This is a genomic window from Citrobacter sp. Cpo147 (assembly GCF_030332405.1).
GTDB lineage: Bacteria > Pseudomonadota > Gammaproteobacteria > Enterobacterales > Enterobacteriaceae > Citrobacter > Citrobacter portucalensis.
The window spans coordinates 1,316,185-1,341,026 of sequence record NZ_JAOWHX010000030.1 but is presented as its reverse complement, the minus strand read 5'-3'; the positions used below and the strand labels follow the sequence as shown (position 1 = coordinate 1,341,026).

General features: G+C 51.5%; 22 protein-coding genes. 9 read left to right on the top strand and 13 right to left on the bottom strand.

The features are described 5' to 3' along the window. Nucleotides 1–19: 19 nt before the first annotated feature. On the bottom strand, nucleotides 20–919 hold the full coding sequence (ispA, locus tag OGY06_RS08990; protein WP_008783932.1) for a (2E,6E)-farnesyl diphosphate synthase: 900 nt from the start codon (nucleotides 917–919) through the stop codon (nucleotides 20–22). Further along, nucleotides 920–1,162, bottom strand: a complete 243-nt coding sequence (gene xseB / locus OGY06_RS08985) for an exodeoxyribonuclease VII small subunit (RefSeq protein WP_003021586.1) — start codon at nucleotides 1,160–1,162, stop codon at nucleotides 920–922. A gap of 196 nt (nucleotides 1,163–1,358) precedes the next feature. On the opposite strand from xseB, the gene thiI reads away from it, so the two are divergent. Then, nucleotides 1,359–2,807 (top strand): tRNA uracil 4-sulfurtransferase ThiI, encoded by a 1,449-nt coding sequence (thiI, locus tag OGY06_RS08980; protein WP_008783933.1) that lies wholly within the window; start codon nucleotides 1,359–1,361, stop codon nucleotides 2,805–2,807. Nucleotides 2,808–2,872: 65 nt separating this feature from the next. On the opposite strand, the gene OGY06_RS08975 is transcribed toward thiI, so the two are convergent. The 3 genes from OGY06_RS08975 to panE are packed head-to-tail and all read right to left on the bottom strand — an operon-like array spanning nucleotide 2,873 to nucleotide 5,452. Continuing rightward, nucleotides 2,873–3,955 (bottom strand): hypothetical protein, encoded by a 1,083-nt coding sequence (locus OGY06_RS08975; RefSeq protein WP_286605123.1) that lies wholly within the window; start codon nucleotides 3,953–3,955, stop codon nucleotides 2,873–2,875. A 32-nt stretch (nucleotides 3,956–3,987) separates the two neighbouring features. After that, nucleotides 3,988–4,578 (bottom strand): protein deglycase YajL, encoded by a 591-nt coding sequence (yajL, locus tag OGY06_RS08970; protein WP_286605121.1) that lies wholly within the window; start codon nucleotides 4,576–4,578, stop codon nucleotides 3,988–3,990. Continuing rightward, nucleotides 4,541–5,452, bottom strand: coding sequence for a 2-dehydropantoate 2-reductase (gene panE, locus OGY06_RS08965; RefSeq protein ID WP_060682658.1), 912 nt, complete (start codon nucleotides 5,450–5,452; stop codon nucleotides 4,541–4,543). The genes yajL and panE overlap by 38 nt, the downstream gene beginning before the upstream one ends. A gap of 174 nt (nucleotides 5,453–5,626) precedes the next feature. On the opposite strand from panE, the gene OGY06_RS08960 reads away from it, so the two are divergent. Then, on the top strand, nucleotides 5,627–6,118 hold the full coding sequence (locus tag OGY06_RS08960; protein ID WP_003831002.1) for a YajQ family cyclic di-GMP-binding protein: 492 nt from the start codon (nucleotides 5,627–5,629) through the stop codon (nucleotides 6,116–6,118). Nucleotides 6,119–6,164: 46 nt separating this feature from the next. Here OGY06_RS08960 and OGY06_RS08955 read toward each other — a convergent pair whose 3' ends face one another. From OGY06_RS08955 to OGY06_RS08920, 8 genes are all read right to left on the bottom strand, one after another. Next, nucleotides 6,165–7,529: an MFS transporter gene (locus tag OGY06_RS08955; RefSeq protein ID WP_057067573.1), complete on the bottom strand. Its 1,365-nt coding sequence runs from the start codon at nucleotides 7,527–7,529 to the stop codon at nucleotides 6,165–6,167. Nucleotides 7,530–7,750: 221 nt separating this feature from the next. Next, nucleotides 7,751–8,641 (bottom strand): heme o synthase, encoded by an 891-nt coding sequence (cyoE, locus tag OGY06_RS08950; RefSeq protein WP_003831005.1) that lies wholly within the window; start codon nucleotides 8,639–8,641, stop codon nucleotides 7,751–7,753. A gap of 11 nt (nucleotides 8,642–8,652) precedes the next feature. Further along, nucleotides 8,653–8,982, bottom strand: coding sequence for a cytochrome o ubiquinol oxidase subunit IV (locus OGY06_RS08945; RefSeq protein ID WP_003831006.1), 330 nt, complete (start codon nucleotides 8,980–8,982; stop codon nucleotides 8,653–8,655). Beyond that, nucleotides 8,982–9,596 carry a cytochrome o ubiquinol oxidase subunit III gene (locus OGY06_RS08940; RefSeq protein WP_003831007.1) on the bottom strand — a complete coding sequence of 205 codons (615 nt, stop codon included), beginning with the start codon at nucleotides 9,594–9,596 and terminating at the stop codon, nucleotides 8,982–8,984. The genes OGY06_RS08945 and OGY06_RS08940 overlap by 1 nt, the downstream gene beginning before the upstream one ends. Next, nucleotides 9,586–11,577, bottom strand: coding sequence for a cytochrome o ubiquinol oxidase subunit I (gene cyoB / locus OGY06_RS08935; protein WP_003831008.1), 1,992 nt, complete (start codon nucleotides 11,575–11,577; stop codon nucleotides 9,586–9,588). The genes OGY06_RS08940 and cyoB overlap by 11 nt, the downstream gene beginning before the upstream one ends. Before the next feature lie 19 nt (nucleotides 11,578–11,596). Then, nucleotides 11,597–12,544, bottom strand: coding sequence for a cytochrome o ubiquinol oxidase subunit II (gene cyoA / locus OGY06_RS08930; protein ID WP_032942534.1), 948 nt, complete (start codon nucleotides 12,542–12,544; stop codon nucleotides 11,597–11,599). A 460-nt stretch (nucleotides 12,545–13,004) separates the two neighbouring features. Further along, complete coding sequence (ampG, locus tag OGY06_RS08925; RefSeq protein ID WP_063941308.1) at nucleotides 13,005–14,480, bottom strand: muropeptide MFS transporter AmpG; 1,476 nt, start codon at nucleotides 14,478–14,480, stop codon at nucleotides 13,005–13,007. Between the two features lie 44 nt (nucleotides 14,481–14,524). After that, nucleotides 14,525–15,103, bottom strand: a complete 579-nt coding sequence (locus tag OGY06_RS08920; RefSeq protein WP_032941838.1) for a lipoprotein — start codon at nucleotides 15,101–15,103, stop codon at nucleotides 14,525–14,527. 306 nt (nucleotides 15,104–15,409) lie between these two features. Between OGY06_RS08920 and bolA the strand changes: the two genes are divergently transcribed. The 7 genes from bolA (at nucleotide 15,410) to ppiD (ending at nucleotide 24,805) form a co-directional block, all read left to right on the top strand. Next, nucleotides 15,410–15,727, top strand: coding sequence for a transcriptional regulator BolA (gene bolA / locus OGY06_RS08915; RefSeq protein WP_286605119.1), 318 nt, complete (start codon nucleotides 15,410–15,412; stop codon nucleotides 15,725–15,727). 344 nt (nucleotides 15,728–16,071) lie between these two features. After that, entirely contained in the window at nucleotides 16,072–17,370 is a 1,299-nt protein-coding gene (gene tig, locus OGY06_RS08910) for a trigger factor (protein ID WP_003021622.1), read from the top strand. A gap of 247 nt (nucleotides 17,371–17,617) precedes the next feature. Next, a complete protein-coding gene (gene clpP, locus OGY06_RS08905; protein WP_003021624.1) occupies nucleotides 17,618–18,241 on the top strand; it encodes an ATP-dependent Clp endopeptidase proteolytic subunit ClpP in 624 nt (207 codons plus the stop codon). A 126-nt stretch (nucleotides 18,242–18,367) separates the two neighbouring features. Continuing rightward, on the top strand, nucleotides 18,368–19,642 hold the full coding sequence (clpX, locus tag OGY06_RS08900; protein WP_003831013.1) for an ATP-dependent protease ATP-binding subunit ClpX: 1,275 nt from the start codon (nucleotides 18,368–18,370) through the stop codon (nucleotides 19,640–19,642). A gap of 184 nt (nucleotides 19,643–19,826) precedes the next feature. Continuing rightward, nucleotides 19,827–22,181 carry an endopeptidase La gene (gene lon / locus OGY06_RS08895; protein WP_003831014.1) on the top strand — a complete coding sequence of 785 codons (2,355 nt, stop codon included), beginning with the start codon at nucleotides 19,827–19,829 and terminating at the stop codon, nucleotides 22,179–22,181. Between the two features lie 190 nt (nucleotides 22,182–22,371). Next, nucleotides 22,372–22,662, top strand: a complete 291-nt coding sequence (gene hupB / locus OGY06_RS08890) for a nucleoid-associated protein HU-beta (protein WP_219352570.1) — start codon at nucleotides 22,372–22,374, stop codon at nucleotides 22,660–22,662. A 268-nt stretch (nucleotides 22,663–22,930) separates the two neighbouring features. Beyond that, a complete protein-coding gene (ppiD, locus tag OGY06_RS08885; RefSeq protein WP_286605118.1) occupies nucleotides 22,931–24,805 on the top strand; it encodes a peptidylprolyl isomerase in 1,875 nt (624 codons plus the stop codon). Nucleotides 24,806–24,842 lie beyond the last annotated feature (37 nt).

The following is a 24,842-nucleotide window of genomic DNA, read 5'->3' as shown; positions in this document are numbered from 1 at the left end:
GCTCATGGGATATGTTGGTTTATTTATCACGCTGGATTATGTAGTCCGCTAGCGCTTCCAGTGCCGAGGTATCGAGTGACTGTGCGGCCAGCAGACTTAGCGACTGGCGGGCATCCTCGATTAAATCCCGGGCTTTATTCTGGGCTTGCTCAAGACCCAGAAGTGCAGGATAGGTACTTTTGCCAAGCTGCTGGTCAGCACCCTGACGTTTACCCAATGTTGCAGTATCGCCTACCACATCCAGGATGTCATCCTGAACCTGGAAAGCCAGACCGATGCTTTCTGCGTATTTGTCGAGTATTGGCAGGCATTCTCGCCCTTTATCGCCAGCACTTAACGCCCCCAAACGCACGGCGGCGCGAATCAATGCTCCGGTTTTATGGCGGTGAATCCGCTCCAGTGCATCCAGCTCAACCTGATGACCTTCAGCTTCCAGATCCAGCGCCTGACCGCCGCACATACCGGCGATGCCGCTGGCCTGAGCCAGTTCAGAGATCATCGCGATGCGGTCACGGTCAGTGACTTCCGGCATTGGGGCGTCGCTGATAATGGAGAATGCCAGCGTTTGTAGCGCATCTCCGGCCAGGATCGCATTTGCCTCGCCAAATTTTACGTGGCAAGTCGGCAGACCGCGTCGCAGGTCATCGTCATCCATCGCGGGCAAATCATCGTGCATCAGCGAATAGGCATGAATGCATTCGACGGCGGCAGCGGGAGCATCAAGCGTACTCAGGCTGACACCAAACATCTGACCGGTCGCATACACCAGGAACGGGCGCAGGCGTTTACCGCCTAATAATGCGCCATATTGCATGGTTTCTACCACGGGAGTGTTCTGAAAGGGCAGTGGCGCGATAAAACGGCTCAGTGCCTGGTTGGCCTGCTCAACGCAAGCCTGTAGCTGCTGCGTAAAATCCATTTACTCATTATCCGGTGTAAAAGGCGTAAGGGCGGCGTCTTCAGTATCTGACAGCAGGATTTGTACGCGCTGTTCAGCCTGTTGCAATTTGACCTGTCCCTGACGCGCCAACTGTACGCCACGTTCGAATTCGTTCAACGCTTCTTCTAACGGCAGGTCGCCGCCTTCCAGACGGGTAACAATTTGTTCCAGCTCGCTCAGCGCGGTTTCAAAACTGGCGGGCGCTTCATTTTTCTTCGGCATAATGAATGTCTGACTCTCTGTATTGGCAGCACAAGACTATGGTAACGGACTCGCACTGATAAGCAAATAACGCGCAATGTGCACAGTAGCCGCGTGATGGTGATATACTTGCGCGCCTGGATGCAGTCGCGGGTATGGGCTGCTGTATTTTTTTCCATTACAAGTCATTCAGACTTGCCTAAGAACCATTGCCGCCATGAAGTTTATCATTAAATTGTTCCCAGAAATCACCATCAAAAGCCAATCTGTGCGTTTGCGCTTTATAAAAATTCTGACAGGGAACATTCGTAACGTTTTAAAGCACTATGATGAAGACCTTGCCGTTGTTCGTCACTGGGATCACGTTGAGGTTCGCGCTAAAGATGAAAGCCAGCGCCTGGATATTCGCGACGCGCTGACCCGTATTCCGGGTATCCACCACATTCTCGAAGTAGAAGACGTGCCGTTTACCGATATGCACGATATTTTCGAGAAAGCACTGGTTCAGTATCGCGATCAACTGGAAGGTAAAACCTTCTGTGTTCGCGTGAAGCGTCGCGGGAAGCATGAGTTTAGCTCCATTGAGGTGGAACGTTATGTTGGCGGTGGACTGAACCAACATATTGAATCTGCACGCGTGAAGCTGACGAAGCCGGATGTGACCGTTAATCTTGAAATCGAAAACGACCGTCTGCTGCTGGTTAAAGGCCGCTATGAAGGTATTGGTGGTTTCCCGATTGGGACGCAGGAAGACGTACTGTCGCTGATTTCCGGCGGTTTCGACTCTGGTGTATCCAGCTACATGCTGATGCGTCGCGGCTGCCGTGTTCACTATTGCTTCTTTAACCTTGGCGGCGCAGCGCATGAAATCGGCGTTCGCCAGGTGGCGCATTACCTGTGGAATCGCTTCGGTAGTTCGCATCGCGTGCGTTTTGTTGCTATCAACTTTGAACCGGTGGTCGGTGAGATCCTGGAGAAAGTTGATGACGGCCAGATGGGCGTGGTTCTCAAACGTATGATGGTTCGCGCAGCGTCGAAAGTCGCTGAGCGCTACGGCGTACAGGCGCTGGTAACCGGTGAAGCACTGGGCCAGGTGTCCAGCCAGACGCTGACCAACCTGCGTCTGATCGATAACGTTTCTGACACACTGATCCTGCGCCCGCTTATCTCCCATGATAAAGAGCACATCATCAATCTGGCGCGTGAAATTGGTACCGAGGACTTTGCCCGTACCATGCCGGAATACTGCGGTGTGATTTCAAAAAGCCCGACGGTGAAAGCGATCAAAGCGAAGATTGAGGCCGAAGAAGAAAACTTCGATTTCTCTATCCTCGATAAAGTGGTTGAAGAAGCGAACAATATCGATATTCGCGATATCGCCCAGCAGACGCAGCAGACCGTGGTAGAAGTGGAAACCGTGAGCGGTTTCGGCCCGAATGACGTAATCCTTGATATCCGTTCTGTGGATGAACAGGATGATAAACCGCTGAAGGTTGAAGGTGTGGACGTCGTTTCTCTGCCATTCTACAAGCTGAGCACTAAATTCGGCGATCTGGACCAGAGTAAAACCTGGCTGCTGTGGTGTGAACGCGGGGTGATGAGTCGCCTGCAGGCGCTTTATCTGCGCGAGCAGGGCTTTGAGAACGTGAAGGTGTATCGCCCGTAATTGAGTAAACACCGTGTTGTAGGCCGGATAAGGCGGTTACGCCGCCATCCGGCAATATAACGATATTATTCAAACCGCACGGGAAGCGTCTTCCCGTTCGACTCCCAGAGCCCCTGATAGACACCGTCTTTTAACTCTAGCGTTATCTTCTCTTGCGTTTGTTCAGCCGCAGATGTCTTCAGTTCATAATGTTGATTGTCGGCTGTGTCGCATTTGCCGGTCAATTCAATCGGTGCGCCAAATTTTTGGTAAAAGTAAGCCCCTTCAAAAAAATCACCGTATTTGCAGTCCACCTTCAACACAATACGCATGCTTTTTCCCAGTGTGCCGTACATGACTTTGCCGTCAATGCCGGGCGCTGGCGAAACTGGTGTTGTACTCTTTACGGTAGTCAGATATTGGCCGTACGGTGTGAGTCGATTTTGCAGTTCCGCGGTTGGGATTTTCGTTGTGAAATCACCCAACTCGTCGAGCGCACGGCTGGCGTGGTTGCTACAGCGTCCGTTCAGGAAAGCCAGATGGTCTTTTTGCAGGGAGAATTTGTCGATGTAGTACAAACCGTCGGTGTAGGTTGCGCACGATGCGTAGAATTCGGCATAGTTAAAATCTTCACCTTTCTCTTCTTTTATTTGTTCTGGTGTTTGCGAATTATGCGCCGTAACAAAGGTATCGATTTGGCCGCGGATATCTTTTCTGATACGGATGTTTAATTCGGCGATTGTAGCCCGGGAAAAGAGATCGTTAAGGGTAATTGCCGCACCGCTGGCTAAATCGAAGCTGATCGGCACATTGTACGACTCGCAATACGCCCCGCAACCTTCGACAAACATGTTGAGCGTCAGGATTTTTGCGTCGCGATACTCAACCGTGTAGTCAAGGTTTGCGGTGGGATTCATGGCTGATTTCGCAAACTGATTTACTGTGGCCTGTGGAGTATTACCCGGTAGCTGATTGATAAAGCTTGCGAAAATATAATCGTTAATGCGTTTTGCAACTTTGGGGTTATCCGTCGAGGAAAACCATGGCAAGCGATACTGCATTTCAGTGCTTCCGGGATAGCGATATTCAATACTCTTTATTTCGAGTTGCGTCGCTGTGGCATAACCGGAAAGGAGCAGTAAAGCCACTCCACTCAGATATCCTTTCATTATGATTCCTTATAAGGGAGTGGCTCGAAGATTTACTCGTAGTAGTTATAGATTCCCGCGGCCATCACCAGCTGTGACGCCACCTCGTGAGCTTTTTCGCGACTCACCAGAAGATCAATGATTTTCAAACCGAAATCAATGGAAGTCCCCGGTCCCTGGCTGGTTAACAGATTGACGCGCGGATCCCATACGACGCGCTTGTCCTGCCACTGGTCAGCGGGAATTTGGTCTTTCAGCGCCGGAAAACCGGTCATGTTACCGATGGGGAAAATATCGTGTGGGACGAGTACGGTGGCGGCCGCGGCGCAAATTGCCGCGACAATGCGCCCGGAACGATGAAACTGTTTCACGGTTTCGATAAGCAGCGGGCTGTCGCGGAAACACTCGGCGCCTTTAATACCGCCCGGTAGCACGATAATGTCGAAATCGCCGTCAGCAACTTCGACTAATGGCGCATCCGCCAGCAGCTTCACTCCGCGTGAGCACACGATCGTCAGGTCGCCATCGCTGGCGACGCTGGCAGTTGTGACCTTAATTCCGCCGCGCACCAGCAGATCGATAGTGGTGACCGCTTCGGTCTCTTCACTACCAGGGGCGAGACATACCAGTGCTTGAGCGTTCATACTCACTTTCCTTTCTCTTTACCATTTCAAACAGTTGGGCGTTTTCCGGGACGGCGATGCCGTGCGCGCGGGCGCGTTTTAACAAATAACCGGTAATGTAGTCGATCTCAGTATGGCGCAGGGCACGAATGTCTTGCAGCATTGATGAGATATTTTCCGCCGTACTGTCAATCACTTGCTCGACATAATAGCGTAAATCGTCCACAGATGTGTGGTGGCCTTCGCGTTCAATGACCGCGGCCACTTCCTCGCAGATGAGTGCTATTTTTTCAGGATGATGGCGTAACTCGCCGTTTGGGCAATTCCATAATGCGGTCAGCGGGTTAATGACGCAGTTGACGGCCAGCTTTCGCCACAGCTCGGCGCGAATAGTGTCGTGCCAGGCGACGTCCGGTAGCACCTCTTGCAGGACTTCAGCCAGATAACTGAAATCACCGTCTTGTTCACGTGCCGGACCAATGCGTGTTGTTCCCTGAGCGACATGAATGATGACGTTGCCGTCACGGCGTGCCGCGTGGGTGGTGGTGCCTATCAGCAGAGGTTGCTTAATGTTATGCAGCTCTTCAATTGTCCCCATGCCGTTGTGAATCAGCAGAATGGGAGTAGTTTCAGGCAGAATTGCGGCCAGGCTTTTTACCGCATCAGAAACCTGCCAGGCTTTCAGGGTGACCAGCAGCAGGTCGCTTTTTGCCAAAAAGTCGGGGTCGTTTGCCGTCAGGGATTCATTAAAAACTGACCCATCCGTGTCGATCAGGTTTACGCTGCAATAGGGTTGCGGTACGCGTAGCCACCCTTGCACCTCATGTCCATGTTTGCATAGCGCGGTAAGCCAAAGCTGTCCTAGCGCTCCACATCCCAGTACGGTAATTTTCATTCTTCCTCCTCACCTGCAACAGCACCAGGTGTTAATCCATATCGGCCGTACCCCATTATTGTTCGCAGGTATCAGTACCACGTACAATTAAAGGATACAGCCTAGTATAGCGCTGTCTGTTGGGTAACTTTGCAGGTATTATGCTTCGCATCAAAAATGAAGGGAGAGGAAAAGATGCCATCTTTCGATATTGTCTCTGAAGTTGATCTTCAGGAAGCCCGTAACGCGGTAGATAACGCCAGCCGCGAAGTGGAGTCACGCTTTGATTTTCGTGGCGTTGAAGCGACTTTTGAGCTGAATGAGTCAAATAAGACGATTAAGGTGCTGAGCGAGTCTGATTTTCAGGTCAATCAGTTGCTGGATATTCTGCGTGCCAAGCTGCTCAAACGCGGTATTGAAGGCACGTCGCTGGACGTACCTGAAACCTTCGTGCACAGTGGTAAAACCTGGTTTGTTGAAGCTAAGCTGAAACAAGGCATTGAAAGCGCAGTGCAAAAGAAAATCGTTAAGCTGATCAAAGACAGCAAACTGAAGGTGCAGGCGCAGATTCAGGGCGAAGAAATCCGTGTAACCGGCAAGGCGCGTGACGACCTGCAATCCGTCATGGCACTGGTTCGCGGCGGCGACCTCGGTCAACCGTTCCAGTTTAAGAACTTCCGCGATTAAGTCGTTATGTCAGATGGCGTAAGCCGCCATCTGACAAATCTCATCTTCACGCCTGGCTGATGGCCTGCTCAACCTCAAATCGATTCGTCACTTTGCTGTCGATTTTCACGTAGGCCGAATGTTCTTTCGCCACAATTAACACTTCGCTTATTCCTTCTTTTGCCAGCAGGCGCTGCTTCAGGGTGTCATCCGCAGCAATTTCAGGCGGGATTTCCACCCGCAGGCTGCTGACGTACGGCGGCTCTTTCATTGTACTCGCCACCAATAACCACACTGCCGCCAGAAGCGCACCGGCCAGGAATACGGCCTGACCATCAAACATTTCAACCACCCAACCGCCGAGCGAACCGCCAATCGCCACGCCAAGAAACTGGCTGGTGGAGTAAACGCCCATCGCCGTGCCTTTATAGCCAGCCGGAGACTCTTTACTGATAAGCGAGGGGAGGAGGGCTTCCATCAGGTTGAACGCGAGGAAGAATATCTGCACGCCCGCAATCAACCCCCAGAAACGCACGTTAGCGCTCCACAATACAATCTCTGCAATAAGAATCAGTAACACGCAGGCGAGGAACACGCGTTTCATCTTGCGCTTCACTTCGGCGTAAATGATGAACGGCACCACGGAAACAAAGGACAGCAGCATCGTCACCAGATAAATTTTCCAGTGCTCTGCTGCAGGGAAGCCTGCTTTCGCCAGTTGGCCTGGTAAAGCGACGAAGGTGGACATCAGCAATATGTGCAGACACATGATGCCAAAGTTGAGCTTCAGCAGTTTTGGCTCCGCCAGCACTTTGCTGAAGCTGCCTTTTACCATGCCCGACTCGCGGTTCAGCACGTGGGTAGTGCTATTGGGAACGACCCAAATGGTCAGCACGATACCCGTGGTAGCAAGGGCTGCAATCATCCAGAACAGCGCGTGTAGCCCCAGCGCATGGGTAACGATTGGTCCCAGCACCATCGCAATGGCGAAGGTGATACCAAAGCTGACGCCGATAAACGCCATCGCTTTGGTACGGTTTTGCTCACGGGTTAAGTCGGAAAGCAGCGCCATTACGGCAGCAGCAATCGCGCCAGAGCCTTGTAAAGCCCGACCAAGAATAATGCCCCAGATTGAATCGGAGAGAGCAGCAATTATGCTGCCGAGAACGAATACCGCCAGCCCGCCGACGATAAGTGGCTTACGACCAATGCGGTCAGAGAGCAGGCCAAAGGGGATTTGGAAAACGGCTTGCGCCAGACCATATATGCCGATGGCAAGGCCTATCAGCGCTTCGCTGGCACCCTGTAGCGCCATACCGTACGTGGTCAGAACCGGCAGGACCATAAACATGCCAAGCATGCGCAACGAGAATACGGTCCCTAAACCCCAGGTGGCGCGCAACTCACCGGGCGTCATTTTGTAATCGTTCATTCCCACCTCTGTATTAATTTCGCGCCTAGTGTAAAGCGCTAAGCAGGCTGGGTAAATATGCGCTTTATTAACAAATGTTGGGGTTGTGAGGGGCGTCGGCTGGAGACGAAAATGCCGGATAGCGATCTGAACGTAACTTATCCGGCCTACAAGCTATGTGCTTTTTTGTAGGCCGGATAAGGCGTCAGCCGCCATCCGGCATAGAAGGTGTGACGATTAACTTACCAGACGTAAGTCAGCAGGTTCTGCGAGTTTGGCACCATAAAGTCGACCGACATCATCACGCTGAGCGCGGTAATGGCGATGATGGAGAAACCGAACAGCTTGCGCGCCCAGACTCTGTCATCTTCCACTTTATAACCACGCAGCGCCATGCCCAACCACCAGACGCTCACCGCCGCGGCAACAATCAGGTATTTATAACCTGCATAGCCGCCCAGGGTTAGCATCAGCGTGGCGATAGCAAACGCCACGATGTACAGCGTGATATGGTTCTTCGCGACCGAAATACCTTTCACCACCGGCAGTACAGGGATGTTGGCAGCCTGATAATCCTTGAAGCGGAAAATCGCAATCGCGTAAGAGTGCGGCATCTGCCACAGGCTGAAAATAGCCAGCAGAATCAATGCACCGCTATCGAACTCACCGGTTACGGCACAGTAGCCAATCACCGGCGGCGCAGCGCCGGAGAGTGAGCCAATCAGCGTGCCATAAACGGAATGGCGCTTCATGTACAGGCTATAAACGCCCACATAGACCACGAAGCCCATTACCCCCAGCCAGCAGGCCAGAGGGTTCGCGCCAAACCACAGCAGCATAAAGCCAGCAATACCCAGCAGGGTGGCGTATACCAGCGAGACCGCAGGGGAAATCAGACCTTTAACCAGCACGCGGTTTTTGGTCCTCTCCATCTTCCTGTCGATATCCCTGTCGATGTAGTTGTTAAATACACAACCCGACGCCACAACCAGTGACACCCCAACCAGCGTGTAGATAAACAGGGGATAATCAATGCTGCCTTTCGAGGCCAGCAGGAATCCCCCAATCACCGAGATCAGGTTGCCAAAGATGATGCCTGGTTTCGTTACTTGCAGGTATTGCTTAAACATCATAATCGCCGCTCTTAGTGCATCATCATGTTGTAGTTAAGGTTCCACATAATCCAGATGGAGCCCACAACCAGGATGGCGATGATTAGCACAGTAAAGACAAAGGCCGTCATGTTCCAACCTTCATCAGATTTGCTATTCATGTGCAGGAAGCACACCAGGTGCACCAGAATCTGTACCACTGCCATTGCCAGAATAGTTCCCAGAATGACGGCCGGTGAGGCAGAACCTGTCATCACCATCCAAAACGGAATGACCGTCAGGATGATCGACAGAATAAAACCTGTCATGTAGGTTTTTACGCTGCCATGGGATGCGCCGCCGCTCTCGTTAGAATGACTCATTACATCGCCCCCATCAGATAAACAACAGTGAACACACAGATCCACACCACATCCAGGAAGTGCCAGAACAGGCTCAGGCACATGATGCGGGTACGGTTAGTACTGGTCAGACCGCGACGAGCAACTTGCACCATCAGCACCGCCATCCAGATAAGACCGGAGGTGACGTGCAGACCGTGCGTACCGACCAGCGCGAAGAACGCAGACAGGAAGCCGCTGCGATCCGGGCCCATACCGTTAACAATCAGGTGATGGAATTCATAGAGTTCCATCCCGATGAATCCGGCACCGAACAAGAAGGTCAACGCCAGCCAGGAGATAACCTGGCTCTTGTTGTTCTTGTACATGGCAATCGCTGCCATGCCGTAAGTAATGGAGCTGAATAACAGCAGGAATGTTTCAACCAGAACGAACGGCAGTTCAAAAATGTCCTTACCTGTCGGGCCACCTGCGGTGCCGTTCACCAGAACGGCATAGGTTGCAAACAGAATAGAGAACAGAATGCAGTCGCTCATCAGGTAGACCCAGAATCCGAAGATCTTGGTCTGGCCTGCATCGTGGTGCCCGTGTTCGTGCGCGTGGGCAGTCGCGTGCGTTAAAGTATCAGTTGCCATTTTTCAGCCCTGCCTTAGTAATCTCATCGAAATGCTGGTTTTCCAGTTTTTCGACTTCCGGGACCGGCACGTAGTAATCCACGTCTTCATCAAAGCTTTTCACAATCCAGCTGATGATCATGCCTGCGAAGCTTGCAATCGCCAGCCACCAGATATGCCAGATCATGGCGAAACCAAACAGTGTTGCGAAGGCGGTAATGACGATACCGGCACCGCTGTTCTTCGGCATATGAATTTCTTCATAGTGCGCAGGCTGCTTGTACGCTTCACCTTTTTCTTTCATTTCCCAGAAGGCATCACGCTCGTGAACGTGCGGCACAACGGCAAAGTTATAGAACGGAGGCGGGGAAGAGGTTGCCCACTCCAGCGTACGACCTCCCCATGGGTCACCGGTCAGGTCACGGTTCTGCTCGCGGTCGCGAATAGAAACGAAGATCTGAATCAGCTGGCACAGGATACCCAGTGCAATCAGCGCGGCGCCGCAGGCGGCAACGACCAGCATCGGATGGAACTGTGGATCAATCTGCTGGCTGAGGCGACGGGTCATACCCATGAAGCCCAGCACGTACAGTGGCATAAATGCTACGAAGAAGCCGATGATCCAGAACCAGAATGCGCGTTTACCCCAGGTTTCGTTCAGCGTGAAGCCAAACGCTTTTGGCCACCAGTAGGTCATACCAGCGAAGCATCCAAATACAACGCCGCCGATGATAACGTTATGGAAGTGCGCAATCAGGAACAGACTGTTGTGCAGAACGAAGTCCGCACCCGGCACCGCCAGCAGTACACCGGTCATGCCGCCGACTGAGAAGGTGACGATAAAGCCAATCGTCCACAGCATTGCTGAGTGGAATACGATACGGCCCTGATACATAGTGAACAGCCAGTTGAAGATCTTCACCCCAGTCGGGATGGCGATAATCATGGTGGTGATACCGAAGAAGGCGTTTACGTTAGCGCCCGCACCCATGGTGAAGAAGTGGTGTAGCCAAACAACGAACGACAGAACGGTGATACACACGGTTGCCCACACCAGAGAGGTGTAACCAAACAGACGTTTACGTGAGAAGGTTGCCGCGATTTCGGAGAACACACCGAAGACTGGCAGAACCAGAATGTACACTTCCGGATGGCCCCAGGCCCAAATCAGGTTGATGTACATCATCATGTTGCCGCCCATATCGTTGGTAAAGAAATGGGTGCCCAGATAGCGATCCAGGGTCAGCAACGCGACGGTAACCGTCAGGATTGGGAAAGAAGCGATGATCAGGATGTTCGCGCACAGAGATGCCCAGCTAAACACCGGCATCTTGAACATGGTCATTCCTGGCGCACGCATCTTAATGATGGTCACAAAGAAGTTGATACCGGTCAGGGTTGTACCAATACCGGACAACTGGACTGCCCATATCCAATAGTCGACCCCGACGCTTGGACTGTACTCTATTCCCGAAAGTGGCGGATACGCCAGCCAACCGGTCTGCGCGAATTCACCCACGCCCAGAGAAAGGTTAACCAGGATTACGCCGACAACGGTGAACCAGAAGCTCAGGTTGTTCAGGAACGGGAATGCAACGTCACGTGCGCCGATCTGCAGCGGAACCACCAGGTTCATCAGACCGATAACAAATGGCATTGCCACGAAGAAGATCATAATCACGCCGTGAGCCGTGAAGATCTGGTCGTAGTGGTGAGGAGGCAGGAAGCCCGCTTCACCTGCAGAAGCCAGCGCTTGCTGACTACGCATCATGATGGCGTCGGCAAAGCCACGAATCAACATGACGATTGCGACGATGACATACATGATGCCAAGGCGTTTGTGGTCAACAGAAGTCAGCCACTCTTTCCACAGGTAGGTCCACTTACCGAAGTAAGTGATAAGGCCCAGTAAGGCCGCACCACCGATGATAATGGCAGCAATCGTAACCATGACAATAGGTTCATGGAACGGAACTGCATCCAGCGTCAATTTTCCGAACATCGTATTCTTCCTCGGCCCCTTAGTGAGCGGATTCCGCGTGGCTCATGTCCATGCCTTCCATGCCTTCGTGTGCGCTGTGCTCACCTTCGGGTTGGGTCATGTCCATGCTCTTACCGTGAGCCATAAATTTGTTAATAACGTCTTTAAACAAATCCGGTTTCACGTTGGAGAAGTATTCCACCTGGTTGTATTCGCTTGGCGCAGCCACTTTCTCGAACGCTGCCATGTCGCTCATGGTGTTCGTGGACTGTTTAGCTTTAGCAACCCATTGGTCGAATTCGGCGCGGTCCTTTGTTGCGATAGCCTTGAACTTCATACCGGAGAAGCCTGGTCCGCTATAACTTGCGGAGATACCATCATAAGTACCGACTTCGTTGGCGATCAGATGCAGTCGAGTCTGCATACCGGCCATGGCATAAATCTGGCTACCCAGACGCGGGATAAAGAAGGAGTTCATCACGGAGTTGGAAGTCACTTTGAATTCAACCGGAGTATTCGCCGGGAAGGCGATTTCATTCACGGTAGCGATACCCTGTTCCGGATAGATGAAGAACCATTTCCAGTCCATGGAAACCACTTCGATGGTAATGGGCTTCTCGTCATGCGCCAGCGGTTTGCTTGGCTCAAGAGCGTGAGTGGTTTTCCAGGTCAGGACGGCAAGGAAAATGATGATTAAGATCGGCACCGTCCAGACCACAGCTTCCACTTTATTGGAGTGTGACCAGTTCGGGCTGTACTTCGCATCTTTATTGCTTGCACGATACTTCCAGGCAAAACCAACAGCCATCAAGATGGCGGGAATAACGACAATCAACATCAGGCCAAATGCCGTCAGTATCAATGACCGTTGTTCCAGTCCAATCTGTCCTTTAGGGTCAAGCAGCGCAGAATTACAGCCACTGAGTAATGCAGTGCCTGCAATTAATGACAACCATCCCAAACTTTTATTGTATTTCCTGAGTCTCATTTAACGACCTCAATTCCACGGGACCGGGTGGCGTTTAAAGTGTGAGGGCATTTTACGGGAAGGTTACATTACTGTAAACATCTCTAGATCTGTGTTACTGGGTTCTGCCGTGCATGTCACATATGTTGCAATATATGTCGCTTTGGCTTTAAGAACCTGTTGCAACATCACGTTATAACGAAAGCGGGCGGGTGGGGGGCGTACTGAGGGCAATTGGTATAACCAATACGAAAATAAAACAATTGTTTAACAATTGATTATCAATAAAGGGACAATTGAGGAACAAAAAATAAATCTTTCGTGGCTGAATCGAGTAAGGAAAATAGTATATATAAAAGGCGTCAATAATTTCCAAATTCTTTGGCGCACAAAATAACAAATATTATTTTTAGCAGTTGTTGCTTATTTCGCCGTTATAATTACGTAGGGTGATTACAACGGCGATATTAATGCGGTTTTTTTACGCCAGACGTGTTTTTCGCAGTGCCAGATAATCCAGCAATCCACCAAAAACGACCCCGCAGACTGCGACCACCACCGAGACTTCAAGCAGTTCTGGCAGGAAGGAGAAGTTGGTGTAATCCAGCGCGTTCATGGTTAACAGCAGCAGCCAAACCAGCAGCAGGCAGCAGCCCGCAACCAGCGTCATTAATGCCAGACTGTACGCCCCACGAAATTCCGTGCGTGGAATAAAGCTTTCATTTTGCCAGCTATGTTCCAGAGTCTGGCGGCATACCAGCAGCAGTATCAGACCAGGAATCGCGGCAAACACCGAGAACAGATAAAACGTCGGCCAGCCGTGTGCTTCGACAAACCAACCCGCTACCGGGCCAACGTAAACGCGGCCAACGGCAGAAAGCGCGGAGAGGAGGGCGAACTGGGTCGCTGAGAAGGACTTATTGCACAGCGTCATTAATAAGGCGACAAATGCTGCCGTGCCCATTCCACCGCACAGGTTTTCAAAGAAGACGGCCGCCGCCATGCTAAACATGTGTTTGTCCGTGATGGACAGTAGCCAGTAGCCCGCATTCGACGCCCCTTGCAGGATGCCGAAAATAAGCAATGCGCGGAACAGCGAAAGGCGCTGCATCAGGATCCCGCCGTACAGCGCGCCAACAATGGTGGCCAGTAGCCCCAGTGTTTTATTCACCACGCCAACTTCACCGGCATCAAACCCAACGCCGCGGATTAAAAAGGTGGTGGTCAGGCTCATGGCAAAGGCATCCCCGAGCTTATACAGCACAATAAGCAGTAAGATCAGCCAGGCGTTGTTACGACCAAAGAAGTCGCGCAGCGGAGCCGCAACCGCCTGTTCCAGCGTTTTAGGCACCGGAATGGTGTCAGTCGGTTCGGGTGCTAACAGGGTGGCGATGATACAAGGAATCAACAGCGCAGCCATCAGCCAGTACATCCCTTGCCAGCCCAGCCAGCGATCGGCCATCCACAGGGCCAGTCCGCCTGAAACCAGCATCCCTAATCGATAGCCCAGCACGCTGATCGCCGCGCCGGTGCCGCGGTCTTCTGCGGGCAATACGTCGGTTTTCCAGGCATCAAAGACGATATCCTGCGATGCCGAGCAAAAAGCGATCACTACTGCGAGTGCGGCCATCCAGCGTAACTGTGTGCCAGGCTCCAGAAAGCCCATCGCGGCGATAGAAATTAACAACAGCACCTGGGTCGCCAGCAGCCAGCCGCGACGTCGACCTAAAAACGGTGGCGTGTAACGGTCCATCAACGGGGACCAGAGAAACTTAAATACGTAGGCCTGACCGACCAGGGAAAAGAAACCGATGGTTTTAAGATCGATATTCTCGACCGTCATCCATGCCTGAAGCGTACCGGAGGTGAGTGCGAGCGGTAAACCGGAGGCGAACCCCAGAATGAGCAGGATAGCTGAGCGTGGCTGCTGAAAAATACGTAAGTAATGACTGGACATGGGCTTCTATAGGCCCGACGAACGCCGGGCCATATGGGCAGAAATTAACGAGCGTTCTGCTTGATGAAATCGTGAACGCTGGTGTCCTGAGACATATCAGCGATGGTATCGGTCAGTACGCTGTTAACGGCATTAGCGATATTTTTGTTAGAGGCCTGCAGAGCACCTTCAACAGAATAGCTTGCACGGTAGTTTTTGGTCATCTTGTTGCCGTTGGCGGCGGTCGCGATGATGGCGATGTCTGCTTTGGTAGCGATGTTATAGCGCACGCTACCCTGAGACACGTCAGCATACAGCTGGTTAACAATGATTTGCAGGTTGACTGCACCGTTTGGTCCAATCATATAACCACGTGCGGTCATCTGTTTTTCCAGCACTTCTTGCAGCAGGAAACGCAGATCGCGGGATGCGGTCAGGGTAACCAGTTGGTTGTCACGGGTGACTTTTGCCAGCGCTTGATCCTGGCGCTGGTCGGCACCATTGATGCTAACGGTCACACCCATCAGGCTCGGGTCCTGCTGCGGCAGGGTAATTTTCGGGGAGACTTCAATAGTGGTCGGCGGCGTTGCGCATCCAGCTAACATAAACAGTGCGACAAACGGGACGAGGATTTTTTTAAACATGCCAGGGCTCTCAGCGAATCTAAATTGTATGGTTAGAGAAAATTCCCGCCATCATAACATCGCCAACGATGAGGGGAAGTGGGTAACGCATGTAAATTCATTGTGTTGTCCGTTTTATGACTTTGTAGAGACTATAAACGGACTTTTTGCAATAAATTGGAGTGAGGAATCAGTGAACTTCATCCGTTTGAATGAGAAAATCAGACAAGCGCTAATTTTTTGTTGCTAAGGTGTAATGAAAACGGTAAAAGCGGCTAGTATTTAAAGGGATGGGTGACATCTCAGCGTTGTCGGAGGAAAAATTTCATGATGATTCGTGAGCAAATAGAAGAAAAATTAAGGGCAGCGTTCGAACCCGTGTTCCTCGAAGTTGTGGATGAAAGCTATTGTCACAATGTCCCGGCTGGTTCTGAAAGCCACTTTAAGGTTGTACTGGTTAGCGATCGCTTTACAGGTGAACGTTTTCTTAATCGTCATCGGATGATTTACAGCACATTAACGGCGGAACTTTCCACAACCGTTCATGCGCTTGCCCTGCATACCTACACTATTAAGGAGTGGGAAGCGTTGCAGGATACGATTTTTGCATCGCCTCCGTGTCGTGGCGCGGGAAGCATCGCGTAAAAACGGATTTGCAACAACCGACGCTTTTCCAGTATGTTGCTACAGATTATGTGAAAGCGGCCTGCGGGCCGTTTTGTTTTGTCTGAATTCTGGGGCAGTCGTACAGTATTCAGACAAAAATTAGCCGGGAATTGTGAAAAAAGCCGCAGCAACGCGCGATAACCGTTCTCGACTCATAAAAGTGATGCCGCTATAATGCGCGTCTTATTTTTCGGAATGTCTTCGGGATGATTCTGACGACAGGGAATGTGATTGCTTATGAGAACATCCCAGTTCCGCGAAGCCAACAACCTGTGCTTGCGGAGAAGAGTTGACCGAGCACTGTGATTTTTTGAGGTAACAAGATGCAAGTTTCAGTTGAAACCACTCAAGGCCTTGGCCGCCGTGTAACGATTACTATCGCTGCTGACAGCATCGAGACCGCTGTGAAAAGCGAGCTGGTCAACGTAGCGAAGAAAGTGCGTATTGACGGTTTCCGCAAAGGAAAAGTACCGATGAATGTTGTTGCTCAGCGTTATGGCGCGTCTGTTCGCCAGGACGTTCTGGGTGACCTGATGAGCCGCAACTTCGTTGACGCGATCATCAAAGAAAAAATCAATCCGGCTGGCGCACCGAACTACGTTCCGGGCGAATACAAACTGGGTGAAGATTTTACTTACGCGGTAGAGTTCGAAGTTTACCCGGAAGTTGAGCTGACTGGCCTGGAAGCAATCGAAGTTGAAAAACCGGTTGTTGAAGTTACCGACGCTGACGTTGACGTAATGCTGGACACCCTGCGCAAGCAGCAGGCTACCTGGAAAGACAAAGACGGCGCTGCTGATGCAGAAGACCGTGTAACCATCGACTTCACCGGTTCTGTAGACGGCGAAGAGTTCGAAGGCGGCAAAGCGTCTGACTTCGTACTGGCGATGGGCCAGGGTCGTATGATCCCGGGCTTTGAAGAAGGCGTTAAAGGCCACAAAGCTGGCGAAGAGTTCACTATCGACGTGACCTTCCCAGAAGAGTACCACGCTGAAAACCTGAAAGGTAAAGCTGCGAAGTTCGTTATCAACCTGAAGAAAGTTGAAGAACGCGAACTGCCGGAACTGACTGAAGAATTCATCAAACGTTTCGGCGTTGAAGATGGTTCCGTAGCAGGTCTGCGCGCTGAAGTCCGTAAAAACATGGAACGCGAGCTGAAAGGCGCTGTGCGTAACCGCGTTAAGTCTCAGGCGATCGAAGGTCTGGTAAAAGCTAACGACATCGACGTTCCGGCTGCACTGATCGACAGCGAAATCGACGTTCTGCGTCGTCAGGCTGCACAGCGTTTCGGTGGCAACGAGAAACAAGCTCTGGAACTGCCGCGTGAATTGTTCGAAGAACAGGCTAAGCGTCGCGTAGTTGTTGGTCTGCTGCTGGGCGAAGTGATTCGTACCAACGAACTGAAAGCTGACGAAGATCGCGTTAAAGGCCTGATCGAAGAGATGGCTTCTGCTTACGAAGATCCGAAAGAAGTTGTTGAGTTCTACAGCAAAAACAAAGAGCTGATGGACAACATGCGTAACGTCGCTCTGGAAGAGCAGGCTGTTGAAGCCGTTCTGGCGAAAGCGAAAGTGACTGAAAAAGCCACTTCCTTCAACGAACTGATGAACCAGCAGGCGTAATTCGTCGCTTTTTTAGCTCGAATTTCGTACGCAAGCCCGTCACCTTTTGGTGGCGGGTTTTTTTTTGTCACGCATTTTGCATGGGAAGAGTGCGAAAACAGCGTTTCAGTGTTAGCGTTACAACAAAAGATTGTTATGCTTGAATTATGGCGATGTCGTACCCATTACTGAGGGACTAGCTGATAATCCGTCCATAAGGTTACAATCAGCACAGCAGGTTTTTTCAAATTTTATCCAGGAGACGGAAATGTCATACAGCGGCGAACGAGATAACTTTGCACCCCATATGGCGCTGGTGCCGATGGTCATTGAACAGACCTCACGTGGTGAGCGCTCTTTTGATATCTATTCTCGTCTACTTAAGGAACGCGTCATTTTTCTGACCGGCCAGGTCGAAGACCATATGGCTAACCTGATCGTGGCGCAGATGCTGTTCCTGGAAGCAGAAAACCCAGAAAAAGATATCTACCTGTACATCAACTCCCCTGGTGGAGTGATCACTGCCGGGATGTCTATCTATGACACCATGCAGTTTATTAAGCCGGACGTCAGCACTATTTGTATGGGCCAGGCGGCCTCAATGGGTGCGTTCCTGCTGACCGCCGGGGCGAAAGGCAAACGTTTTTGCCTGCCTAACTCTCGCGTCATGATCCACCAGCCTCTGGGCGGTTACCAGGGCCAGGCAACGGATATTGAAATTCATGCCCGTGAAATCCTGAAGGTAAAAGGGCGCATGAACGAACTTATGGCGCATCATACGGGTCAATCTCTTGAGCAGATTGAACGTGATACCGAGCGCGATCGCTTCCTCTCCGCTTCTGAAGCGGTAGAGTACGGTCTGGTCGACTCGATTTTGACCCATCGTAATTAATGCCCAGTGCGCAGGTGTGCCGCTATAATTACCTGGAGCGGCACAACGCTGACTAGCGTCTTGCGCCTGAGAATGGCATTTGCGTCGTCGTGTGCGGCACAAAGAACAAAGAAGAGGTTTTGACCCATGACAGATAAACGCAAAGATGGCTCGGGCAAATTGTTGTACTGCTCTTTTTGCGGCAAAAGCCAGCATGAAGTGCGTAAGCTGATTGCCGGTCCATCCGTGTATATCTGCGACGAATGTGTTGATTTATGCAACGACATCATTCGCGAAGAGATTAAGGAAGTAGCACCGCACCGTGAACGCAGTGCGCTGCCGACGCCACATGAAATTCGCAACCACCTGGACGATTACGTTATCGGTCAGGAGCAGGCGAAGAAAGTGCTGGCGGTCGCGGTATACAACCATTACAAACGTCTGCGCAACGGCGACACCAGCAATGGTGTTGAGTTGGGCAAAAGTAACATCCTGCTGATTGGCCCGACGGGTTCCGGTAAAACGCTGCTGGCTGAAACGCTGGCGCGCCTGCTGGACGTTCCGTTCACTATGGCTGATGCCACCACGCTGACCGAAGCCGGTTATGTGGGTGAAGATGTTGAAAATATTATTCAGAAGCTGTTGCAGAAATGCGATTACGACGTGCAGAAAGCACAGCGTGGGATCGTCTATATCGATGAAATCGACAAGATTTCTCGTAAGTCTGATAACCCGTCCATTACCCGTGACGTTTCCGGCGAAGGCGTACAGCAGGCGCTGTTGAAACTGATCGAAGGTACGGTTGCTGCCGTGCCGCCGCAGGGTGGTCGTAAACATCCTCAGCAGGAATTCCTGCAGGTTGATACCTCCAAGATCCTGTTTATCTGCGGTGGTGCCTTTGCCGGTCTGGATAAAGTGATTGCTAACCGTGTTGAAACCGGCTCCGGCATTGGTTTTGGCGCAACGGTAAAAGCGCAGTCTGATAAAGCCAGCGAAGGTGAACTGCTGTCGCAGGTCGAACCGGAAGATCTGATCAAATTTGGTCTGATCCCTGAGTTCATCGGTCGTCTGCCGGTTGTGGCAACGCTGAGCGAGCTGAGCGAAGAAGCGTTGATCCAGATCCTCAAAGAGCCGAAAAACGCCCTGACCAAGCAGTACCAGGCGCTGTTCAATCTTGAAGGTGTCGATCTGGAATTCCGTGAGGAAGCGCTGGATGCGATCGCTAAGAAAGCGATGGCGCGTAAAACCGGTGCTCGTGGTCTGCGTTCTATCGTCGAAGCCGCGCTGCTCGACACCATGTACGATCTGCCTTCTATGGAAGACGTCGAAAAAGTGGTGATCGATGAGTCGGTGATTGGCGGTCAGAGCAAGCCATTGCTGATTTACGGTAAGCCGGAAGCGCAGCAGGCATCTGGCGAATAATTCATCAATTCATACAGACATTTAATTAAAAAGGGGGGATTTTATCTCCCCTTTTATTTTTCCGTAAACATGGCGTTGAATGTGTGGGAAACATCCCCATATACTGACATACATGTTAAAGGTGGTGTGAAGCACAGTCGTACCACCTGATTACCTGGCGGAAACTAAACTAAGAGAGAGCTCTATGAATCCTGAGCGTTCTGAACGCATTGAAATCCCCGTATTGCCGTTGCGCGATGTGGTGGTTTATCCGCACATGGTCATACCCTTATTTGTAGGGCGGGAAAAATCTATCCGTTGTCTGGAAGCGGCTATGGACCATGATAAAAAAATCATGCTGGTCGCACAGAAAGAAGCGTCAACGGATGAGCCGGGTGTAAACGATCTTTTCACCGTCGGGACCGTGGCCTCTATTTTGCAGATGCTGAAACTGCCTGACGGCACCGTAAAAGTGCTGGTCGAGGGGTTACAGCGTGCGCGTATTTCTGCGCTGTCTGACAACGGCGAGCATTTCTCTGCGAAAGCAGAGTACCTTGACTCGCCTGCTATTGATGAGCGCGAACAGGAAGTGCTGGTGCGTACCGCTATTAGCCAGTTCGAAGGCTATATCAAGCTGAACAAGAAAATTCCACCAGAAGTGCTGACGTCGCTGAACAGCATTGACGATCCTGCACGTCTGGCGGATACCATCGCTGCACACATGCCGCTGAAGCTGGCTGACAAGCAGTCCGTGCTGGAGATGTCCGACGTTAACGAACGTCTGGAATATCTGATGGCGATGATGGAGTCTGAAATCGATCTGCTGCAGGTTGAGAAACGCATTCGCAACCGCGTGAAAAAGCAGATGGAAAAATCTCAGCGCGAGTACTATCTGAACGAGCAGATGAAAGCTATTCAGAAAGAACTCGGTGAGATGGACGATGCACCGGACGAAAACGAAGCGTTGAAGCGTAAAATCGACGCGGCGAAAATGCCGAAAGAGGCAAAAGAGAAAGCGGAAGCAGAACTGCAGAAGCTGAAAATGATGTCTCCTATGTCGGCGGAAGCGACCGTGGTGCGTGGCTACATCGACTGGATGGTACAGGTGCCGTGGAATGCGCGTAGCAAGGTCAAAAAAGACCTACGTCAGGCGCAGGAAATCCTCGATACCGACCATTATGGTCTGGAGCGTGTCAAAGACCGTATTCTTGAGTATCTCGCGGTTCAAAGCCGTGTAAATAAAATCAAGGGGCCGATCCTGTGTCTGGTTGGACCGCCGGGGGTAGGTAAAACCTCTCTGGGGCAGTCCATCGCTAAGGCAACTGGGCGTAAATACATCCGTATGGCGCTGGGCGGCGTGCGTGATGAAGCCGAAATTCGCGGTCACCGCCGGACCTATATCGGTTCTATGCCGGGTAAACTGATCCAGAAAATGGCCAAAGTGGGCGTTAAAAACCCGCTGTTCCTGCTTGATGAGATCGACAAAATGTCTTCCGACATGCGTGGCGATCCGGCTTCCGCACTGCTCGAAGTGCTGGATCCAGAGCAGAACGTGGCGTTCAGCGATCACTACCTGGAAGTGGACTACGATCTCAGCGATGTGATGTTTGTTGCGACCTCTAACTCCATGAATATTCCGGCACCGTTGCTGGATCGTATGGAAGTGATCCGTCTGTCCGGTTATACCGAAGACGAAAAGCTGAACATTGCCAAACGTCACCTGTTGCCGAAACAGATTGAGCGTAATGCGCTGAAAAAAGGTGAGCTGACGGTCGACGATAGCGCCATTGTGGGCATTATTCGTTACTACACTCGTGAAGCAGGCGTGCGTAGTCTGGAACGTGAAATCTCTAAACTGTGCCGTAAAGCGGTGAAACAGCTGCTGCTGGATAAATCGCTGAAACATATTGAGATCAATGGCGACAATCTGCACGACTATCTGGGTGTACAGCGCTTTGACTATGGCCGCGCGGATAACGAAAACCGCGTTGGTCAGGTGACGGGTCTGGCGTGGACGGAAGTTGGCGGCGATCTGCTGACTATCGAAACCGCCTGCGTACCGGGTAAAGGTAAGTTGACCTACACCGGTTCTCTGGGTGAAGTCATGCAGGAGTCGATTCAGGCTGCGCTGACCGTGGTGCGCGCGCGTGCGGAAAAACTGGGTATTAACCCGGACTTTTACGAAAAACGCGACATCCACGTTCACGTACCTGAAGGGGCGACGCCGAAAGACGGTCCAAGTGCGGGTATTGCTATGTGTACTGCGCTGGTGTCTTGTCTTACCGGTAACCCAGTTCGCGCCGACGTAGCGATGACGGGTGAGATCACCCTGCGTGGTCAGGTTCTGCCTATCGGTGGTTTGAAAGAAAAACTGCTGGCGGCACACCGTGGCGGCATTAAGACGGTCTTAATTCCCGATGAGAACAAACGTGACCTGGAAGAGATTCCGGACAACGTAATTGCCGATCTTAATATTCACCCGGTGAAACGTATTGAGGAAGTTCTGACTCTTGCGTTGCAAAATGAACCCTCTGGAATGCAGGTTGTGACGGCAAAATAGTGACCTCGCGCAAAGAGCATTAATAAAAACAGGGCTGGCAGGCCATTTCGGGCTTGCCAGCCTTTTTTTGTATAGCTAATTTAGATAACGGATTAGGCTTGCCATCATTAACGGGTGTTGTAAGGGCATGGCAGGCCTGATATAACTGCTGCGCGGTCGCACTTTGAAGGATTCAGGTGCGATATAAATTATAAAGAGGAAGAGAAGAGTGAATAAATCTCAACTGATCGACAAAATTGCTGCAGGGGCTGATATCTCTAAAGCTGCGGCTGGACGTGCGTTAGATGCAATTATTGCTTCTGTTACCGAATCTCTGAAAGAAGGTGATGACGTAGCGCTGGTAGGTTTTGGTACTTTTGCCGTTAAAGAGCGTGCTGCCCGTACTGGTCGCAACCCGCAAACAGGTAAAGAGATCACCATCGCCGCGGCTAAAGTACCGGGCTTCCGTGCAGGTAAAGCACTGAAAGACGCGGTAAACTAAGTGATTTCCCCTTTGGGGATGTGACGAAGTACAAGGGCGCATCGACTGATGTGCCTTTTTTATTTGTAATTCCGGTACTTTCTACGCGTTGTGGGCTGACAATTGCCCCTGTTTCTTGTCACAATAGACCTTTGTGCGCAGCGTTCAGGAAACGCTATGCTGCGTGAAGCATATATACTCAAAATCCTTGTTGCCGTTGTTGTCATCAACGCGGGGGCAGCAGAGAGGATAACGCGTATAGTCATCTACAGCGGAGTGTGGTTACACCATGATGGACAGCTTACGCACGGCTGCTAACAGTCTCGTGCTCAAGATTATTTTCGGTATCATTATCGTGTCGTTCATTTTGACCGGCGTGAGTGGTTACCTGATTGGCGGGGGCAATAACTTCGCCGCCAAAGTGAATGGCCAGGAGATCAGCCGCGGGCAGTTCGAGAATGCGTTCAACAGCGAACGTAACCGCATGCAGCAACAGCTGGGCGATCAATACTCCGAGCTGGCCGCGAACGAAGGTTATATGAAAACGCTGCGTCAGCAGGTGCTGAATCGTCTTGTTGACGAAGCGCTGCTGGATCAGTATTCCCGCGAGCTTAAGCTCAACATCAGCGACGATCAGGTTAAACAGGCCATTTTCGCCACGCCTGCGTTCCAGGTGGACGGCAAGTTTGATAACAACCGCTACAACGCGATTGTCAATCAAATGGGAATGACTGCAGACCAGTACGCACAGGCATTACGTAATCAGCTCACGACACAGCAGCTGATTAACGGTGTTGCCGGTACGGACTTCATGCTGAAAGGCGAAACGGATGAACTGGCGGCGCTGGTCGCACAGCAGCGTATCGTGCGCGAGGCGACGATTGACGTTAACGCACTGGCCGCGAAGCAGTCTGTTACCGAGCAGGAAGTTGCCAGCTACTACGAGCAGAATAAAAACAACTTTATGACGCCGGAACAGTTCCGCGTGAGCTACATCAAGCTGGACGCTGCTGCTATGCAGGAGACGGCCAGCGATGCTGATATTCAGTCTTACTATGACCAGCATCAGGATCAGTTCACTCAGCCGCAGCGTAACCGCTACAGCATCATTCAGACCAAAACGGAAGATGAAGCCAAAGCGGTACTGGATGAGCTGAACAAAGGCGGTGACTTCGATGCGCTGGCGAAAGAAAAATCTGCCGATATCATCTCTGCTCGTAAAGGCGGTGATATGGGATGGCTGGAAGATTCCACTACCCCGGATGAGCTGAAAAATGCTGGTCTGAAAGAAAAAGGCCAACTGTCTGGCGTAATTAAGTCTTCCGTTGGTTTCCTCGTTGCGCGTCTTGACGACGTACAGCCTGCGCAAGTTAAACCGCTGAGCGAAGCCCGTGACGAGATTGCGGCAAAAGTGAAGCAGGAAAAAGCGCTGGATGCCTACTATGCGCTGCAGCAGAAAGTCAGCGACGCGGCCAGCAACGATAACGAATCTCTGGCGGGTGCAGAGCAGGCTGCGGGTATGAAAGCGGTTGAAACGGGCTGGTTTAGCCGTGACAGCCTGCCGGAAGAACTGAATTTCAAACCAGTCGCTGACATCATTTTCAATGGTGGTCTGGTTGGTGAGAACGGTACGCCTGGCAGTAACTCCGATATCATCACCGTGGACGGCGATCGTGCGTTCGTGTTGCGTATTGCAGAGCACAAAGCCGAAGCCGTGAAGCCACTGGCTGAAGTGAAAGAGCAGGTAACTGCGCTCGTTAAGCACAATAAAGCAGAGCAGCAGGCGAAGCTTGATGCCGATAAACTGCTGGCGGATCTGAAAGCCGGTAAAGGCGATGAAGCGATGAAAGCGGCGGGTCTGAGCTTTGGTGAGGCGAAAACGCTGAGCCGTACGGGTCAGGATCCGCTGAGCCAGGCTGCCTTTGGTCTGAGCCTGCCGGCGAAAGACAAACCGAGCTACGGCGTCGCGAACGACATGCAGGGTAACGTTGTTCTGTTGGCGTTGGACGAGGTGAAAGCTGGTTCTATGCCTGAAGCGCAGAAGAAAGCGATGGTTCAGGGGATCACTCAGAACAACGCGCAGATTGTCTTCGAAGCGCTGATGAGCAACCTGCGTAAAGCCGCAAAAATTAAAATCGGTGATGCGCTGGAACAGCAGCAATAACCGAGGCAGTTCGCAAAAAATTGCAAAAAGTTGTATC

Coding starts and splice junctions, on each gene's coding strand:
- ispA (WP_008783932.1), bottom strand. CDS start 919: ATGGATTTTACGCAGCAGCTACAGGCTTGCGTTGAGCAGGCCAACCAG.
- xseB (WP_003021586.1), bottom strand. CDS start 1,162: ATGCCGAAGAAAAATGAAGCGCCCGCCAGTTTTGAAACCGCGCTGAGC.
- thiI (WP_008783933.1), top strand. CDS start 1,359: ATGAAGTTTATCATTAAATTGTTCCCAGAAATCACCATCAAAAGCCAA.
- OGY06_RS08975 (WP_286605123.1), bottom strand. CDS start 3,955: ATGAAAGGATATCTGAGTGGAGTGGCTTTACTGCTCCTTTCCGGTTAT.
- yajL (WP_286605121.1), bottom strand. CDS start 4,578: ATGAACGCTCAAGCACTGGTATGTCTCGCCCCTGGTAGTGAAGAGACC.
- panE (WP_060682658.1), bottom strand. CDS start 5,452: ATGAAAATTACCGTACTGGGATGTGGAGCGCTAGGACAGCTTTGGCTT.
- OGY06_RS08960 (WP_003831002.1), top strand. CDS start 5,627: ATGCCATCTTTCGATATTGTCTCTGAAGTTGATCTTCAGGAAGCCCGT.
- OGY06_RS08955 (WP_057067573.1), bottom strand. CDS start 7,529: ATGAACGATTACAAAATGACGCCCGGTGAGTTGCGCGCCACCTGGGGT.
- cyoE (WP_003831005.1), bottom strand. CDS start 8,641: ATGATGTTTAAGCAATACCTGCAAGTAACGAAACCAGGCATCATCTTT.
- OGY06_RS08945 (WP_003831006.1), bottom strand. CDS start 8,982: ATGAGTCATTCTAACGAGAGCGGCGGCGCATCCCATGGCAGCGTAAAA.
- OGY06_RS08940 (WP_003831007.1), bottom strand. CDS start 9,596: ATGGCAACTGATACTTTAACGCACGCGACTGCCCACGCGCACGAACAC.
- cyoB (WP_003831008.1), bottom strand. CDS start 11,577: ATGTTCGGAAAATTGACGCTGGATGCAGTTCCGTTCCATGAACCTATT.
- cyoA (WP_032942534.1), bottom strand. CDS start 12,544: ATGAGACTCAGGAAATACAATAAAAGTTTGGGATGGTTGTCATTAATT.
- ampG (WP_063941308.1), bottom strand. CDS start 14,480: ATGTCCAGTCATTACTTACGTATTTTTCAGCAGCCACGCTCAGCTATC.
- OGY06_RS08920 (WP_032941838.1), bottom strand. CDS start 15,103: ATGTTTAAAAAAATCCTCGTCCCGTTTGTCGCACTGTTTATGTTAGCT.
- bolA (WP_286605119.1), top strand. CDS start 15,410: ATGATGATTCGTGAGCAAATAGAAGAAAAATTAAGGGCAGCGTTCGAA.
- tig (WP_003021622.1), top strand. CDS start 16,072: ATGCAAGTTTCAGTTGAAACCACTCAAGGCCTTGGCCGCCGTGTAACG.
- clpP (WP_003021624.1), top strand. CDS start 17,618: ATGTCATACAGCGGCGAACGAGATAACTTTGCACCCCATATGGCGCTG.
- clpX (WP_003831013.1), top strand. CDS start 18,368: ATGACAGATAAACGCAAAGATGGCTCGGGCAAATTGTTGTACTGCTCT.
- lon (WP_003831014.1), top strand. CDS start 19,827: ATGAATCCTGAGCGTTCTGAACGCATTGAAATCCCCGTATTGCCGTTG.
- ppiD (WP_286605118.1), top strand. CDS start 22,931: ATGATGGACAGCTTACGCACGGCTGCTAACAGTCTCGTGCTCAAGATT.